The 14,799-nt window shown below is 42.2% G+C and carries 13 protein-coding genes and 1 tRNA gene; 5 read left to right on the top strand and 9 right to left on the bottom strand.

The features are described from left to right. Positions 1–36: 36 nt before the first annotated feature. Positions 37–342, bottom strand: a complete 306-nt coding sequence (locus tag EHR06_RS13055; RefSeq protein ID WP_008590162.1) for a hypothetical protein — start codon at positions 340–342, stop codon at positions 37–39. 60 nt (positions 343–402) lie between these two features. Here EHR06_RS13055 and EHR06_RS13050 point away from each other — a divergent pair. From EHR06_RS13050 to EHR06_RS13035, 4 genes are all read left to right on the top strand, one after another. Then, positions 403–475 (top strand) — tRNA-Ala (locus EHR06_RS13050). Positions 476–529: 54 nt separating this feature from the next. Continuing rightward, positions 530–1,216 (top strand): hypothetical protein, encoded by a 687-nt coding sequence (locus tag EHR06_RS13045; protein WP_135757402.1) that lies wholly within the window; start codon positions 530–532, stop codon positions 1,214–1,216. 3 nt (positions 1,217–1,219) lie between these two features. After that, positions 1,220–1,750 carry a peptide deformylase gene (def, locus tag EHR06_RS13040; RefSeq protein WP_135757401.1) on the top strand — a complete coding sequence of 177 codons (531 nt, stop codon included), beginning with the start codon at positions 1,220–1,222 and terminating at the stop codon, positions 1,748–1,750. 39 nt (positions 1,751–1,789) lie between these two features. Then, a complete protein-coding gene (locus EHR06_RS13035) occupies positions 1,790–5,167 on the top strand; it encodes an efflux RND transporter permease subunit (RefSeq protein ID WP_135757400.1) in 3,378 nt (1,125 codons plus the stop codon). A 20-nt stretch (positions 5,168–5,187) separates the two neighbouring features. Here EHR06_RS13035 and EHR06_RS13030 read toward each other — a convergent pair whose 3' ends face one another. After that, positions 5,188–6,387: a polysaccharide deacetylase family protein gene (locus EHR06_RS13030; protein WP_135757399.1), complete on the bottom strand. Its 1,200-nt coding sequence runs from the start codon at positions 6,385–6,387 to the stop codon at positions 5,188–5,190. A gap of 13 nt (positions 6,388–6,400) precedes the next feature. Continuing rightward, positions 6,401–7,618 (bottom strand): tyrosine--tRNA ligase, encoded by a 1,218-nt coding sequence (gene tyrS / locus EHR06_RS13025; protein WP_135757398.1) that lies wholly within the window; start codon positions 7,616–7,618, stop codon positions 6,401–6,403. Positions 7,619–7,680: 62 nt separating this feature from the next. On the opposite strand from tyrS, the gene EHR06_RS13020 reads away from it, so the two are divergent. After that, positions 7,681–9,288, top strand: a complete 1,608-nt coding sequence (locus EHR06_RS13020) for a glycerol-3-phosphate dehydrogenase/oxidase (protein WP_135757397.1) — start codon at positions 7,681–7,683, stop codon at positions 9,286–9,288. Positions 9,289–9,430: 142 nt separating this feature from the next. Here the strand turns inward: EHR06_RS13020 and rpoD are convergent, their stop codons facing one another. From rpoD to EHR06_RS12990, 6 genes are all read right to left on the bottom strand, one after another. After that, positions 9,431–11,197: an RNA polymerase sigma factor RpoD gene (gene rpoD, locus EHR06_RS13015; RefSeq protein WP_008589554.1), complete on the bottom strand. Its 1,767-nt coding sequence runs from the start codon at positions 11,195–11,197 to the stop codon at positions 9,431–9,433. Positions 11,198–11,208: 11 nt separating this feature from the next. After that, positions 11,209–12,999 carry a DNA primase gene (gene dnaG, locus EHR06_RS13010; RefSeq protein ID WP_135757396.1) on the bottom strand — a complete coding sequence of 597 codons (1,791 nt, stop codon included), beginning with the start codon at positions 12,997–12,999 and terminating at the stop codon, positions 11,209–11,211. A gap of 11 nt (positions 13,000–13,010) precedes the next feature. Beyond that, positions 13,011–13,460, bottom strand: a complete 450-nt coding sequence (locus EHR06_RS13005) for a GatB/YqeY domain-containing protein (protein WP_135757395.1) — start codon at positions 13,458–13,460, stop codon at positions 13,011–13,013. A gap of 38 nt (positions 13,461–13,498) precedes the next feature. After that, a complete protein-coding gene (rpsU, locus tag EHR06_RS13000) occupies positions 13,499–13,708 on the bottom strand; it encodes a 30S ribosomal protein S21 (RefSeq protein WP_008591132.1) in 210 nt (69 codons plus the stop codon). A 197-nt stretch (positions 13,709–13,905) separates the two neighbouring features. After that, entirely contained in the window at positions 13,906–14,370 is a 465-nt protein-coding gene (locus EHR06_RS12995) for a DUF6789 family protein (protein WP_135757394.1), read from the bottom strand. 67 nt (positions 14,371–14,437) lie between these two features. Then, complete coding sequence (locus tag EHR06_RS12990) at positions 14,438–14,653, bottom strand: hypothetical protein (RefSeq protein ID WP_086449339.1); 216 nt, start codon at positions 14,651–14,653, stop codon at positions 14,438–14,440. Positions 14,654–14,799: the final 146 nt, after the last annotated feature.

Below are 14,799 nucleotides of genomic sequence, written 5' to 3'. Positions count from 1 at the left end.
GGTCTCCTGTTTTTTTATCTGGGTCAAGGTCGGAAATTAGGATTGGAATTTAAGGGATTCTTCCCTCAGTTTTCTGTTAGCGAGTTCAAGTTCTTTGATGCGGTTCATTGCTGAAATTAATTCGTCTCTGGATAAGTTAGTCACTACTGATGTCGCATCAAAAGCTTCTTTAACATCTTTTAATTCTTGTCCTGAGTATTGGATGATTGTCTCATACATACGAATGATCTCATCCGCATTCTCCAATTCCTGCTCATTCAATCTCAAAACTTTTTCATAACCTTTGATGATATCGTTTTGGATTTTTATTTTTTTCTGTAGTTCCTCGACGGAATCGCTCATCCGATTGCTCCTAATAATATATATTGACAGCATGCCCAAGGAGACCATATTGGAATCGAAGGGGATGTAGCTCAGTTGGGAGAGCATTTGAATGGCATTCAAAAGGTCGGGGGTTCGATTCCCCTCGTCTCCAACTCTTTAGCCGAACATAATAGATAGTTTCCTTTCCTAATCACTGTCAAGACTAATGCGAGAGAATCATTGGACTTTTACCAGCCGGGGAAATCCCAAAAAAGACGAGGTGCTTTGGCTCCGGGACCCCTTACATTCTTTCGACCGATCTTTTAGCCCGGAACTTTCTTCCGATTATTATCTTACAGTCGGGGAAGCTCCTGAAAAATTCTCAGGATTTTCAAACCAAGATATTCTGGATTTTCTGCAGAAAAGAAAGAAGAAACAAATTCTAATTGTGGAAGGATTTTCCGCTAGACTGATCTGGCCGCTTCTCACTCAACCGAACGACAAAATACTTTCCGCATTTCTGATTTTCCCAAATCCTCTGCCTGTATCCGGATACTCCGCTTCTATTCTAGAAAAAACGGATTGGTTTCTAAGGAATTTGACCCAAATCTCCAAGTTCTTTTTCGACCCTCTTGGTCTGGAAAAACTTTGGAATGGACTAGAGAAAGAGGATCTATATTCCCAAAAGGCAAAATGTATTTTGGGCCTTCTTCTTCCCAGAACCGTGGGGCCCTTGGAAACCCAGGCGGAAATATTACAAAATATTTCCGTCGGAACTTCGGTGTTCAGATGGGAAGCCCAAAATCCAAGATTTTCAGAACCGACCACTGGAATGCTGTCTAAAATCCTAGAACCATTCTTAAAATCTGGTGGGCAAAAACCGGTCAAGGATAGCTCTAGGACAAGGTTCTGAAAAATGTCAGTACGTAAAATTCTCAAAATCGGCGATCCACTTCTAAGAAAAACCAGCGACGATGTTCATCCCGACGAGCTGGGAACCAAAGAGTTCAAAAAGTTGATCCGGGACATGTTCGATACGATGAGACATGCTGACGGCGTAGGTCTTGCCGCTCCTCAGATAGGTATCATGAAGAAGATCGTGGTAGTGGGTTCCGACCCGGAAGACGATAGTCCATCCAGGGTTCCGGAAAGAATACTGATCAATCCTGAGATCAAACCCATCACAGATTCAGTGGACGGCAATTGGGAAGGTTGTCTTTCCGTTCCGGGCATGAGGGGGTATGTAGAAAGACCCAATAAGATCCAAATGAAATGGATGGATGAAAAAGGAAACACCCACGACGAGACAATCGAGGGATATTCCGCTGTCGTTTACCAGCATGAATGCGATCACCTGCACGGAGTTTTGTACGTAGATAGATTAAAGAGTACAAAAATGTTCGGGTTCAACGACTCCATGGAATTAAGCGGTCCTATCCTGGACTAAGTAAAACTTCTCCCCTAACCCTTTAAGCAGAATACCCCAATGAAAAGTATCATCGAATATTTCCTCTCGAAAAGTATCTTCGTAAATTTACTCACAGTCCTGATCATTCTTTCCGGAAGTTTTCTTGCGGTTAAGATGAATAGAGAAGCTTTCCCGAATATCAACTTCGATATAGTTTCTATCTCTACTTTGTATCTGGGGGCTTCTCCCCAAGAGGTGGAAAAGTTAGTCACTAATCCACTCGAAAAAGCGATTAAAGAAGTGGATGGGATCAAAGAATATAGATCCGCTTCTATCGAAGGTAGATCCGGGATAGTGATCACTTTGGATCCGGACACGAAAGACACCCAAAAGGTAGTGGATGATATCAAATCCGCGATTGACCGAGTGGAAGATCTTCCGGAAGAAGTAGAAGATCCGATCGTTACGGAGATCACTACCGCCAGAACTCCGGTAATCGAGGTTTCTATCACATTAAAAGAAGATGATGGATCGGTCGAAGCGGAGAAAAAATTACGCGCCCAAGCAAAGATCCTAGAACAAGCACTTTTAGATATTTCCGGAGTAGCAAAGGTTTCCCGCAGAGGTTGGAGAGAGACCGAAATGCAAGTGGATATTCTTCCGAATAAACTATTCGGATTTTATCTGACCGGCCAGGATGTGATCGGTGCATTAAGAAATCGTAACGTAAACGTTCCCGGCGGGAATGTTACGGGTATAGATAACGAGATCATTCTTAGGACTATAGGAGAATTCGATACCCCTGCTGAAATTTCGAAAGTACATGTAAGAGGAAATGAGATCGGGAATGCGATCCAGGTCCAGGATGTCGCCAGGGTCACCGAAGGTTTAAGAGAAGCGGATTATATAGAGAATGTGAATGGCACTAAAACTGTGGCTCTTACGGTTCTCAAAAGACAGAGTGCGGATGCGATCAAGGTAGTGGATAATGTAAAATCCACTGTCGAAAAATTCCGCCAAAGTTCTCCCGAATTCCAATACGCATTCGTAAACGATCTTTCAAAATATATCCGACGAAGGCTGAACGTTCTAATTTCAAACGCCGCATTCGGTATGATCCTAGTCACAGGTTCTCTATTCTTTTTCTTAGGATGGAGAGTGGCACTTATGACCGCTCTTGGGATCCCTGTATCTTTCGGTGCTACATTCTTCATAATGGACCAGTTCGGACTGACCTTAAACCTGATCTCCATGTTCGGCTTGGTTTTGGTCGTGGGAATCCTAGTGGATGATGCGATCATCATCTGCGAGAATGTGTATAGATACATAGAAGAAGGGCTTCCTCCTTATGAGGCAACTTTAAAGGGAACCCTGGAAGTGGTTTCTCCGGTAACAGCAACTGTTACTACAACAATCGCTGCATTTGCACCTCTTCTATTCATGCCTGGAATTTTCGGTAAGTTCGTATTTAGTATCCCACTTGTTGTGATTATCGCGCTTTGTGCATCTCTTGCGGAAGCATTCTTCATTCTTCCAAACCACTTGTACGATATCAATAAAGGTGGAGTAAAAGCGGGAGAAATTAAGGAAGAATCGGGATGGTTTTCCAAATTTAGAAATACCAAATATGTTCCTGCGCTTAGATTCTCATTGAATCATCCTTGGAAGATGACCATCGGGATCGTTGCGCTGCTGATCGTTAGTTTTATCATCCAAATCCTATTTTCTAAATTTAAACTATTCCCAGGTTCCGTGGACCAATTCTATGTTAAGGTCACCGCAAAAACCGGAGCCAGCTTGAATGAGACCTACCGTTATTTAGAGGTAATCGAAAAGGAGATCGCTAAAGTTCCGGGAGAAGATCTGGAAAATTATGCAACTCGTGTGGGGATTATCCAGGCAAATCCGAACGATCCTTTTACCAAAAGAGGAAAACATTACGGAATGGTAATGGCTTATTTAACTGCGGAAGAGAACCGTAAAAAATGCCATAAAACGGACGATATCATCCAAAAACTCAGAAGAAAAACTCTTTGGTTACTCAATGAAACTTCTCGTAAAATTGAAGAAGAGAAGATCCAAAAAGAAGCGGCAGAGATCAAAAATCCATGCGATGTCCCGGAGCCCACTGTTATCCCGGAAGAATTCGAATCTCTTAGAGGAAAACTAATCGCTTTAGAATACGAAAAAGTATCCGGAGGACCTCCTGTAGGAAAACCTGTGGCGATTGAGATCAGAGGAGATAGTTACGATACACTTCTTAAAATTGCAGCGGAATACAAGGGTGTATTAGAAAGAGTGAGAGGAGTCACTGATATAGCAGATGACTTCAATGAAGGAAAAGACGAGGTCAGAATTCGTGTCAGCGAATCACTTGCTTCTACCGCCGGAGTTTCGGTATTCAGAGTTGCACAAGCGATCAATACTGCATTCCAGGGAACAGTAGCAACCAAGATCAAAAGAACGGATGAAGAAGTAGAAGTAAAAGTCCGTTTTCCGGAATCTTATAGAAAGTCCGTGGATAGTCTGAATCATGTATATGTTTCTAACTCGATCGGCAAAATGATCCCAGTATCTAGACTAGTAACAATGCAAAGACTTCCAGGTGTTTCCAATATCAATCACTTGGATGGAAAAAGACTTATCACAGTCACTGCAAACTTGGCCGGTGGAAAACAGGCAAACTCAAGCGAAGCAAATTCTTTCGCAAAAAAAATAGCCGAGGAAGAAAAGATCATAGATAAGTATCCGGGTTATATAGTCCGTTTCGGTGGAGAAAATAAGGACACGGAAGAATCCATGGGCTCCTTAGGATTTCTATTCTTGATGGCATTACTTATCATGTACATTATCATCGCTTCTCAATTCGGGTCTTTGATGCAACCTCTTGTGATCGGAAGTGCAATCCCCTTCTCCTTTATCGGAGTGATTTTAGCATTCGTAAGCCATGGAGAATATTTCGGATTCTTAGCAATGCTCGGAATTGTAGGTCTAGCAGGAGTTGTGGTTAACGACTCCATCGTGCTTGTGGACTTTGCAAACACACTTCGCAGGGAAAATCCGAATAAAAATATCAAAGAGATCTTAATAGATACGGGAAACTTAAGGTTAAGAGCTGTGACTTTGACCACAGTCACCACTGTATTGGGGCTCTTGCCTACTGCCTACGGGATCGGAGGTTATGACCCGTTCCTAGTTCCAATGGCATTGGCTTTCGGTTGGGGACTCGCATTTGCTAGTATCATCACACTTTTGATGGTGCCTGTATTCTACTTACATCTATATAATTTCCAAAATTGGTTCTCTTCGAAAATGAAACAATTTCAGGCATGGTTAGACAGAATTTTCGACAAGAAAAAAAGATCTAATAGAGGGACTGTATATTTCCCAAGCCCGGAGTTTTCAAGCGAGCCTGAACCCGTTCCTACGAATAATAAAGGTAAAAAGAAGAAGTAAGATCAAAACGAAAAACGGGGTCAATCCTGCTTTTCATTCAGTATTTCCGGAACGGTTACGAATTTATAACCTTTGTTTAGCATCGCCTGGATAAAATCAGGAAGAATATAGATCAATTTTTCGGATTGTCTAGGCGAACCTAAGTGCATCAAAATGATTGCACCGTTCATTCCATTCTTGTCTGCGGCTTCCCAACGATATAAAAAGTCCAACATTTCTTCTTTTGTTTTATAATGAGGATTTTGTACTAGTTTCGTTTTTCCGGTCGCGGGATCTTTTTTGGTAATGTACTTTTTATAAACGAAGTCCGGTACATCCAAGGAACCTACAGTATTATTGCTCCAGAAAATATGATTTTCATACCCTTGGGTAGCATATACATCCAAGATAATTTGGTCCACTGCACCATAAGGTAATCTATAATACTTGGTAAGAGATAGCCCTGTAATCGTCTTAAATTTATCCTCTACAGAAGTTAATTCTTCCAGAAGAAGATTAAAATCTGGGATCTCGTCAGCAACATAACTTAGAAGCGCTCTTTTTCTAAGAGAGGATTCTTTCAAACTTCTGGGTAAATTAAAATGGCTCCAAGTATGATTTCCAAAAACCACCCTTCCATCCAGAGCCGCTAATTTTTTGAGATAGACTAAGTTCGTTTTAGAAAATAAAGATCCGCCTTTTTTAGCCGGGTTCTCATTGGAAACGAATAAGGTGACCTTGATCGGGAACCTCATCATAAATTCATAAAGTATTTGCAGATCTTCTCCAGTACCCAGATCGAATGTGAGAGATATTTCCTTAAAATTCGGATTTCCTCTGCTTATGTTTTTACCTGTTCCCGGTTTAGGAATGATCGCTTGTAGAGAATTTAAGTTTTTATTAACCTCTTCGCTTAGATCTCCATCGGGAACATCGTCCAAAATGGAGGACTTAAAACGAAGAACTTCCTCTTCTCTTTGTTGTTCTTCTAATCTTAGACTCGTAATGTCTTCTGAAAGAACAGAGATGACTTCATTCTGCTTTTGGACTGTGCTTTGGAGAGAATCCAATCTTCTTGCCAAAGCAAAAACGGTGATGATGCTCAAGATCAGGAAAAAGATTACGGAGGAACCGATCCGGATCTGACGAAATTTTTTTTCCAGGACTTCCGATTCTACCTCGTTGTCCTGGATCTCTTTGATCGTCTTAGAAAGTACTGTGGATTCTTCTTCGCTGAGCATGTTCTGATTTCGGTCAACTGACCAGACGGATGAATTTTCCTTTTTTGCCTTGGCGAATCAAGTATTCTGCGTTTTTACTTACGGTAAATTTTTCATCCGAAAGTTTCTCTTCGTCGACATAAATCCCCCCGGACTTGATGAGCCTTCTCGCCTCGGAGGTAGAAGGAACAAATCCAAGTTTGGCGAGGACCCAGATGAGCTGAGGAGTTTCCGATTCTTGGAAAAATTCAGGACCTAATTTTGTTTCCGGAATATTCTCCGGGATGGCTCTTGCCTTCGGATTATGGACCTTATTCCATTCTTCGATCGCTTCCGAATTTGCATCGGAGGAGGAGAATTGGTCCATTATTAATTTTGCAAGTTCCGTTTTGACTTCTTTAGGGTGAAGTCCCCCGGATTCGATCCCTTTTTTACGTTCGGAAACGGACTCCATAGGAAGATCCGTAAGCAATTCGAAATAATTCCACATCAGTTCGTCCGAGATGGACATGAGTTTTCCGAACATGTCGATAGGCTCTTCCGTAATCCCTACGTAATTTCCGAGGGACTTGGACATTTTTTTGACCCCGTCCAGACCGACTAAAAGTGGAAGAGTGATCACACATTGTGCCTCTTTTCCATATTCTCTCTGTAATTCTCTACCAACCAGAAGATTGAATTTTTGGTCTGTTCCACCAAGTTCCACATCCGCTTCCATTTCTACGGAGTCGTAACCTTGCACAAGCGGATATAGGAATTCGATGAGAGAGATGGGTTGACCGCCCTTATACCTTTTGCTGAAATCATCCCTTTCTAAAATTTGAGCGACGCTGTATTTGGAAGTGAGTACCAGAACGTCTTCGAAATTCATCCCGGAACACCAGCGGGAATTATAGACAATCTTGGTCTTCTCCTTATCCAAAACCTTAAAAACTTGGCTTTGGTAGGTTTCCGAGTTTTTGAGAACTTCTTCTTTAGAGAGTCTTTTTCTGGTTTCTGATTTTCCTGTAGGATCTCCGATCATTGCGGTAAAGTCCCCAAGTAGGAAATTCACCTCATGACCCAGGTCCTGAAAATGCCTTAATTTTCTAAGTAAAACGAAATGCCCCAGGTGAAGGTCCGGAGCTGTCGGGTCGAAACCGGCTTTGATTTTTAAGGACTTTTTTTTGGTAAGTTTGGAGGTAAGTTCCTCTTCGCTGATCAGGTCGACTGTCCCGCGTCGTATCAATTCGATTTGTTTTTTAGGTTCCATTTGGCTCTTTTATTGCAATTTCACCCGGCGAAATCAGCCTGTAAAGCAGGAAGACCTTGTACATGCAAAAACACGATCGCAAAAGCCGGTTTGAAAAATTAAAAGAAGAACAATTCGACCTTCTGATTTTGGGGGGTGGAGCCACCGGAGCCGGAGCCGCCCTGGACGCGAGCCTTAGAGGACTCAAAGTTGCACTTTTAGAAAAATCGGATTTTGCTTCCGGAACTTCTTCTCGTTCCACAAAACTCATTCACGGCGGAGTGCGTTACCTCGCCCAATTCCATTTCAAATTGATCCACGAGGCACTCACTGAAAGGCAAAGGCTTTTGGAAAATGCACCTCACCTGGTCAAACCGCTTCCATTCATTCTTCCCACATACAAACTTTACGAAAAACCGTATTATAGTATCGGAATGACTATGTACGATATCCTGGCTTGGAAAGGAAATCTGCCTTCTCACAAAAGAGTTTCTAAAGAAGAAGTAGAAAAAGATTTCCCTGCTCTCCAAACCAAGGGACTCACAGGAGGGATCTTATATTACGATTCTCAATTCAATGATGCAAGATTGAATGTGAACCTGGCCCGTGCTGCATCCAAAGAAGGCGCTCTGGTCCTAAACCAAACAGAACTTCTATCTTTCCAGAAGAAGGACGGCAAAATCACAGGTGGAAAAGTAAAAGATCTACTCAGCGGCGAAACCTATAACGTAAAAGCAAAAGTTGTAGTGAACGCGACCGGACCTTGGGTGGACGATATTCGTTTAAAAGACGATCCAAGAACATACCGAGTACTTTCTCCAAGTCAGGGTATCCATTTGGTTTTCAAAAAAGAAACCATTCCTTGTAATACCGCACTCATTATCCCTAAGACAAAGGACGGACGAGTAGTATTTATCATTCCTTGGGAAGACCATGTGATCTTAGGAACCACAGATACGCCGATCCATGAAGTGACCCAAGATCCTCTTCCTTTAGAATCAGAAGTGGAGTTCCTGTTACAAACAGGCTCTGATTATTTAGCTAAACCTCTCCAAAGAAAAGATATCATCTCGGTATTTTCAGGGATCAGACCTCTTATCTCACCGGAAGGGAACCAAGACACAAAAAGTATCTCCAGAGAGGAAGTGATCTTAGTTTCTTCTTCCGGGCTAATCACTATGGGTGGAGGGAAATGGTCCACCTACAGAAAAATGTCCGAAGACCTGATCGATAGAGTTTTGAAAGAAGGCGGACTAGAAGAATTCGGCTCGAGCAGAACTGCAAAATACGCATTCCCGGGAAAAGTAGGATATTCGGAAGACTTATACAAAGAGATCCAAAAAATGTATAAGGTAAGCGAAGTTTCCGCAAAACGTCTCCAAAACTTTTACGGAGGAGAAGTTTTCATCATCCTAGGCAAGAAGCCAACTCCTCTCTTGAAAGGTGTAGAATATTTCCAAGAAGAAGTGGAATGGTTCGCAAAAGAAGAATTTGCACTCACTGTCACAGACGTTCTTGCCAGAAGGTTCAGAATTCAATTTTTAGATCTAAAACTTTCCGCAAAATTAGCAACGCCGGTCTCTAAAATTTTGGCTAAACAATTAGGTTGGAAAGAAACAATTCGAAAGGAAAAAGAAGCAGAGGCTCTGGAACTAATAGAATCACTCCGAGCTACCTACAACGGTAAGTGAGAGACACGGAGGTAATAGAGGCACAGCGTTTTACACACGCAGAGCCGCAAAGTCGCGGAGAGAATTTAGTAAAGCTAATAAACTCTGCGTCTCCGTGTCTCTGCGTGAGACATTCCCTGCGGCTCTCTAAACTCCGCGGCTCTTAATCGATGTAGTCTCTCAGTTTTTTAGAACGAGATGGATGTCTTAGTCTTCGGAGCGCTTTGGCCTCGATCTGACGGATCCTTTCCCTGGTTACTTTGAACTGGTAACCAACCTCTTCCAAGGTTTGAGGATAACCGTCATCCAAACCGAAACGCATACGGATCACTTTCTGTTCCCTTGCAGGAAGAGTATGAAGCACCTGACGTATCTGTTCCGCTAAAATACTGGAAGCGGCAGAATTCACCGGAGATTCCACATCTTTGTCTTCGATAAAGTCTCCGAGTTCTGAATCTTCTTCGGAACCTACCGGGATCTCTAGAGAGATTGGTTCTCTTGCTACGTTCTTAACTGCTTTTACTTTTTGGACAGGCCAGCCTAAACGTTCTGCAATTTCTTCATTGGAAGGATCACGACCGAATTCTTGGACGAATAAACGAGTCTCACGAATCACCTTGTTCACTTGTTCTATCATGTGAACTGGAACACGGATCGTTCTTGCTTGGTCGGAGATTGCACGGGTAATCGCCTGGCGGATCCACCAAGTAGCATAAGTGGAGAATTTATATCCTTTCTTATACTCGAATTTATCTACTGCCTTGATAAGACCGATATTTCCTTCTTGGATCAAATCGAAGAAATGCATTCCTCTGTTTGCATAACGTTTTGCGATGGAAACCACAAGTCTTAGGTTTGCTTTTACAAGTTCCTTTTTGGCTTGAGCGATCTCTCTCTCACCTTTGATGATCTTTTCGCCCCAGTCCTTGATCTCTTGGACGGAAGAACCGGCTTCCTGTTCCATACGGCGAAGTTTACGCTCATTATTACGAATATCTTTGATGACCTCACGAACCTCGTCGATAGAGACTCCCATCATCTTTTCGATATCTTCTAACTTTTCATTCTTCTCGATGAAACGGTTGAACGCTTTGATATCCTTAACGTCGTAACCGTACTGAGCTTTGATCTTTAAGAAATGACGATCGATCTCCTTGATCCTAAAGACCATAGATTTGATCTTTTGGGAGATTTTTTGGATCTCTTTTTGAGAAACACCAAGTTCACGAACGGCAGTATCAATGATACCTTTGGAGATATCAATTTTCTCTTTGAACTCTTTGTATTTTTTAGAGTTCTCTGAATATTTGCGGATCCTGGATTGAGCTTCTTGTAAAACTTTTTCCTGTTCTTGGATAACGGAGATGTTCTTGAAGAAAAGTTCTTCTAACTTCTTCGCTTCTTCCGCATTCATAGCATACATCTTGTCTACTCTGACAAGATCATACACCTTAGTCTTTTTACTGCGGATCTTAGGAAGAAGTTTGATGAAGTTCGCTCTAAGTATAGAAGAACCTAAGATGGTTTCTTCAATGATCTTCTCACCTTTCTCGATCTTCTTAGCGAGGAATACTTCCGTTTCTCCGGAGATCAAATTTACTTTTCCGATCTCTTTCAAATACAAACGGATCGGGTCCTCGGAACCGCCTGCGGAAGATGCGGTTTCTTTCTTTTTGCGGGCAGGTTTTACCGGAAGAGCCGGATCATCTTTAGGCAGGATAGAAGTAGCCGGCTCCAAAGATTTTCTAGTATATTCTTCTACGATCTCTATTCCCATTTCGTGAAGAAGAGTGAATACATCGTCAATCTTCTCCGAGTTTAAGATCTTATCCGGAAGTATCTCATTGATCTCGTCGTAGGAAATTTCGCTATTTGCTTTTCCTATCGCGATGATCTTCTGCACTTCCGGCATGCTTTGTAGATTTTCCATTCTGCGGTCCCCTATCTTACGCCCGAATTCTCATTACGGATAAATTCCAATAATTTTGCTTTCTCGGTCTTATAATATGCCAGTTTTGTAAAATGTTCGGGATCATCCATTGGTGAACCCGAATCCAACTCTTCCATTCTCTTATCGATCACGAAAAGTTTCTGTTGATTTAATAGTCCTCTAAATACCTTCACGGAATCTTCAGGACTCATATCCGCTTCCGAGATCAGAAAAGGAGCTATGGATTCCTTAAATTCGTTTGGGATCTCCGAAGAAATAACGGAAGCGGGAGAAACTTCTTCTTCGCTTGCGTATCTCGTATATATAAAGTCCCATAAAAACGCACTTTTAGAGTCCAAGAATTCCAGCCCGGATAATTCTTCGGAAAAACGGAATAAATGATTCGCCTTCACGAGTAAGGCAATGATCTCTCTTTCGCATTTTTCGGCAGGATTCGGGCCTGATACACGTTTGGCGGATTTATCCTTATTATTATCGGACTTAGGATTGGCAAACTTGGCTCCTCCGCCCTTATAATCTCGTAAAACTGCGTCCATACTGATCCCGAGCCTTCTTGCTCCTAGACCTAAAAAAAACTCCTTATCGGAGTCCCGATTGAACCCTTTCAGGAATTGGTATAGATTATCCAGGGCCCTTCTTTTCTTTTCAGGAAGAGCTCGGGAGTCAGCCTTATCTAAAAGTTCTTCTACCACAAAGGAAGAAGCTGGGATCTGATTTTCCAAAAGTTTATGCAATTCTTGGCGGTTCAATTCCTTAGAAAGATCGAAAGGATCTTTACCTTCCGGTAATAATATAACAAAACAATCCAGGCCTTCTTTCAGGCAAAGTTCAGCCGCATGGAGCGCTCCCTTTCTACCCGCAGAGTCCCCGTCCAAAACCAGAAGGAATTTGTCGGAGAACTTCTTCATGGTCCGGATATGATTTTCAGTCACAGCAGTTCCCATACATGCAACCGTGTTTTCCAGTCCCTTATCTACGAGACCGATCACATCCAAATATCCCTCCACTAAAATCGAGGTCCTGGACTTTTGGATGGATTCTTTTGCCTGATGAAGATGATAAAACGTTCTTCCTTTATCAAATATGGAAGAAGCAGGACTGTTCACATACTTAGACTCTTTTCCCGGGCCTAAAATCCTTCCTGAAAATGCGATTACTCTGCCGGAAAGATCGAAAACAGGGAACATGATCCTGTCTCTGAAAAAATCATAAGGTTCTTTACCTTTTTCGGATTCACGGATGAGACCCACTTCTAAAGCGGCCTTGATCTCTTCTTTTGTATTAAAAACTTTTCCGGTTAAATGATTAAATCCGCCGGGAGCGTAACCGAGTTGGAAAGATTTTTGGATCTCTTCTCCAAGACCCCTAGAATTTAAATAATCTCTTGCAGCGAGTCCTTGTGGTCCTCGCAGATTTTCTTGGAAGAATAAAAGAGCCTTCTTATTTACTTTATAAAGTAGTTCAGTTCTTTCTACTTCTTCTTTTGCTTTTTCCTGGATCGGAATTCCGGAATACTCGGAAAGAATTTCTTTCGCTCTTTGGAAATCCACTCTTTCGTAACTCATTACGAATTGGAATAGATCTCCGGATGCCTTACATCCAAAACAATGATAGAATTGTTTATCTACTGAGACGTTGAAAGAAGGAGATTTTTCTTGGTGGAATGGACATAGACCCACCATGTTTCTCCCTCTTTTTTGTAAGGGTACAAATCGACTGATATAACTTTCGATGGGAACTTCCCTACGAACACGGTCGATAAATTCCCTTTGGAACTGCAAGGTATACCCGCTTAGGAAAGTTTAGATTTTACGATCGCAGAAACCTTTGATCCGTCTATGTTCGCGCCTTTAAACTCAGCCATAACTTTTCCCATAACCTTTCCTATGTCTTTGGGTCCGGAAGCTCCGAGTTCTATAACGAATTTTTCTACGGCGGCGATGATTTGGTCCTCGGGCACATCAGGTGGAAGATATGATTTTAAGACTTCAGCCTCACCCTTTTCCTTATCCGCGAGATCATTACGATTTGCTTTTTCGTACATCTGGATCGCATCCGTACGTTTTACGTAACCACGTTTGATCAAAGCGATGACTTGTTCATCGCTTAATTCTTGGGCTCCGTTTTTCGTAAGCTCGTATTGAATATCAGCCTTGAGTAGGCGTAAGGTGGAGAGAAGAGGCTCCTGTTTTGCTTTCATGGCCTCTTTCAGGTCGGTATTAATTTTTAATTGCAGGGACATGCCCGTTCCCCTATCTCTTAGGAACCTAAGACCGGGAATTAACCGCGGTCTTTACGGGAGAAGAGACGTTTTTTCTTTTCTAGTTTGCGTTTCGCGGATTCTAAAGCCTTTTTCTTTTTGATGCTAGGCTTTTCGTAGAATTCACGTCTTTTGATCTCGCTCATGATTCCGGCGTTAGCGCAATCTCTCTTAAAACGTTTGAGAGCGGATTCGATGGACTCGCCTTCCTTTACAATGATTCCTACCATTCGGTGGAGTTCTCCTGTTTGGATTGTTTTAGGACCGGATAAACAATATCGTAAAACGATACCGACCACTGAAAATAACAGAGTCCGGAGTCTGGGGACAAAGTACCCCGTATTTACTAATTTCTGTTGACCGGGTGGGAAGTCAAGGCCATTTGGCCGGTTTTCTGTCTCAAAACCTTGAAAACCTCAAAATGACCTTATATGGCCAAAATGGAGGTCCAATTATACCCATACAAACCAAGTATGACCCCAAGTCCTACTCCGTAAATCAAATGCCCGAAAACGTGGGCAGCAGCTACGCTGATCCCTGCTTCTCTAAACTGTTCCATGGGGTGATTTCTGGCTACTAGTACCACTAAAAGGAAACCTACCAAGTATCCATGGAAGAATCCTACTGCGCCTCCGGTTACAATAGAAGCGATCAGAATATGAGGAGCCAGACTGATCAGGAATGCATAGGGAAATGCAAATAGGAGCCCAACTATAATATGAGTGATTATCCCCGGGATCAGGGCCTTATTCATATCCTTTGTGAAAAAACTTCCTACAGCTCGGATCATATCTGCATTTACGGATCCTGCGTAATGAATGGACCACATGGAAAGGGACATACAAATGGTTCCGACAAAACCGGCCACAAAGATCAATCCTATTGCTTCCATAATTCCTCCGCTCGCGGGGAAGAATTGTAATCTAAAAAATTAGGCCGGACAAGAACTAAAGATCGGTTTAAGCAGCAAAAAAATCCGCTTTTTGGATGGAAGAAATTTCGATTTCTGCTTCTATTCCGAAGTCTCCGTTTTTGATCACTACGTCACCGTTCATTTTTCTATTTTTGTCCAGCTCGATCACGGTTCCGTCTTTTAGAGTGAGGATGATATCTATTCCACGGTAATTGATATAACGTTCCAAGGTTGCCTTAAATTGTTTCGCTCTATCTTTCATCTTCTCCCCCAATACGTTTTAATTTACGGTACAACCGTTCATTTTCTCGATATAGTTTTTTAGGAGAGATTTAATTTATTTTCGCACGGAGTGCGTAGAGAATTAGGGATAAAAAAAGAAGAAGGTACACAGGCGAATAGTACTTC

The organism is Leptospira dzoumogneensis (genome assembly GCF_004770895.1).
Taxonomy (GTDB): Bacteria; Spirochaetota; Leptospiria; order Leptospirales; family Leptospiraceae; genus Leptospira_B; species Leptospira_B dzoumogneensis.
The sequence above is the reverse complement of the archived record's forward strand: the minus strand, read 5'-3'. Positions and strand labels throughout refer to the sequence as shown.

Bases quoted from the DNA above. Each gene is read 5' to 3' on its own strand.
- EHR06_RS13005 (WP_135757395.1), bottom strand. From the start codon at position 13,460: ATGTCCCTGCAATTAAAAATTAATACCGACCTGAAAGAGGCCATGAAA.
- EHR06_RS13045 (WP_135757402.1), top strand. From the start codon at position 530: ATGCGAGAGAATCATTGGACTTTTACCAGCCGGGGAAATCCCAAAAAA.
- rpoD (WP_008589554.1), bottom strand. From the start codon at position 11,197: ATGGAAAATCTACAAAGCATGCCGGAAGTGCAGAAGATCATCGCGATA.
- EHR06_RS13030 (WP_135757399.1), bottom strand. From the start codon at position 6,387: ATGCTCAGCGAAGAAGAATCCACAGTACTTTCTAAGACGATCAAAGAG.
- EHR06_RS13020 (WP_135757397.1), top strand. From the start codon at position 7,681: ATGCAAAAACACGATCGCAAAAGCCGGTTTGAAAAATTAAAAGAAGAA.
- tyrS (WP_135757398.1), bottom strand. From the start codon at position 7,618: ATGGAACCTAAAAAACAAATCGAATTGATACGACGCGGGACAGTCGAC.
- rpsU (WP_008591132.1), bottom strand. From the start codon at position 13,708: ATGGTAGGAATCATTGTAAAGGAAGGCGAGTCCATCGAATCCGCTCTC.
- def (WP_135757401.1), top strand. From the start codon at position 1,220: ATGTCAGTACGTAAAATTCTCAAAATCGGCGATCCACTTCTAAGAAAA.
- EHR06_RS12990 (WP_086449339.1), bottom strand. From the start codon at position 14,653: ATGAAAGATAGAGCGAAACAATTTAAGGCAACCTTGGAACGTTATATC.
- EHR06_RS13035 (WP_135757400.1), top strand. From the start codon at position 1,790: ATGAAAAGTATCATCGAATATTTCCTCTCGAAAAGTATCTTCGTAAAT.
- EHR06_RS13055 (WP_008590162.1), bottom strand. From the start codon at position 342: ATGAGCGATTCCGTCGAGGAACTACAGAAAAAAATAAAAATCCAAAAC.
- EHR06_RS12995 (WP_135757394.1), bottom strand. From the start codon at position 14,370: ATGGAAGCAATAGGATTGATCTTTGTGGCCGGTTTTGTCGGAACCATT.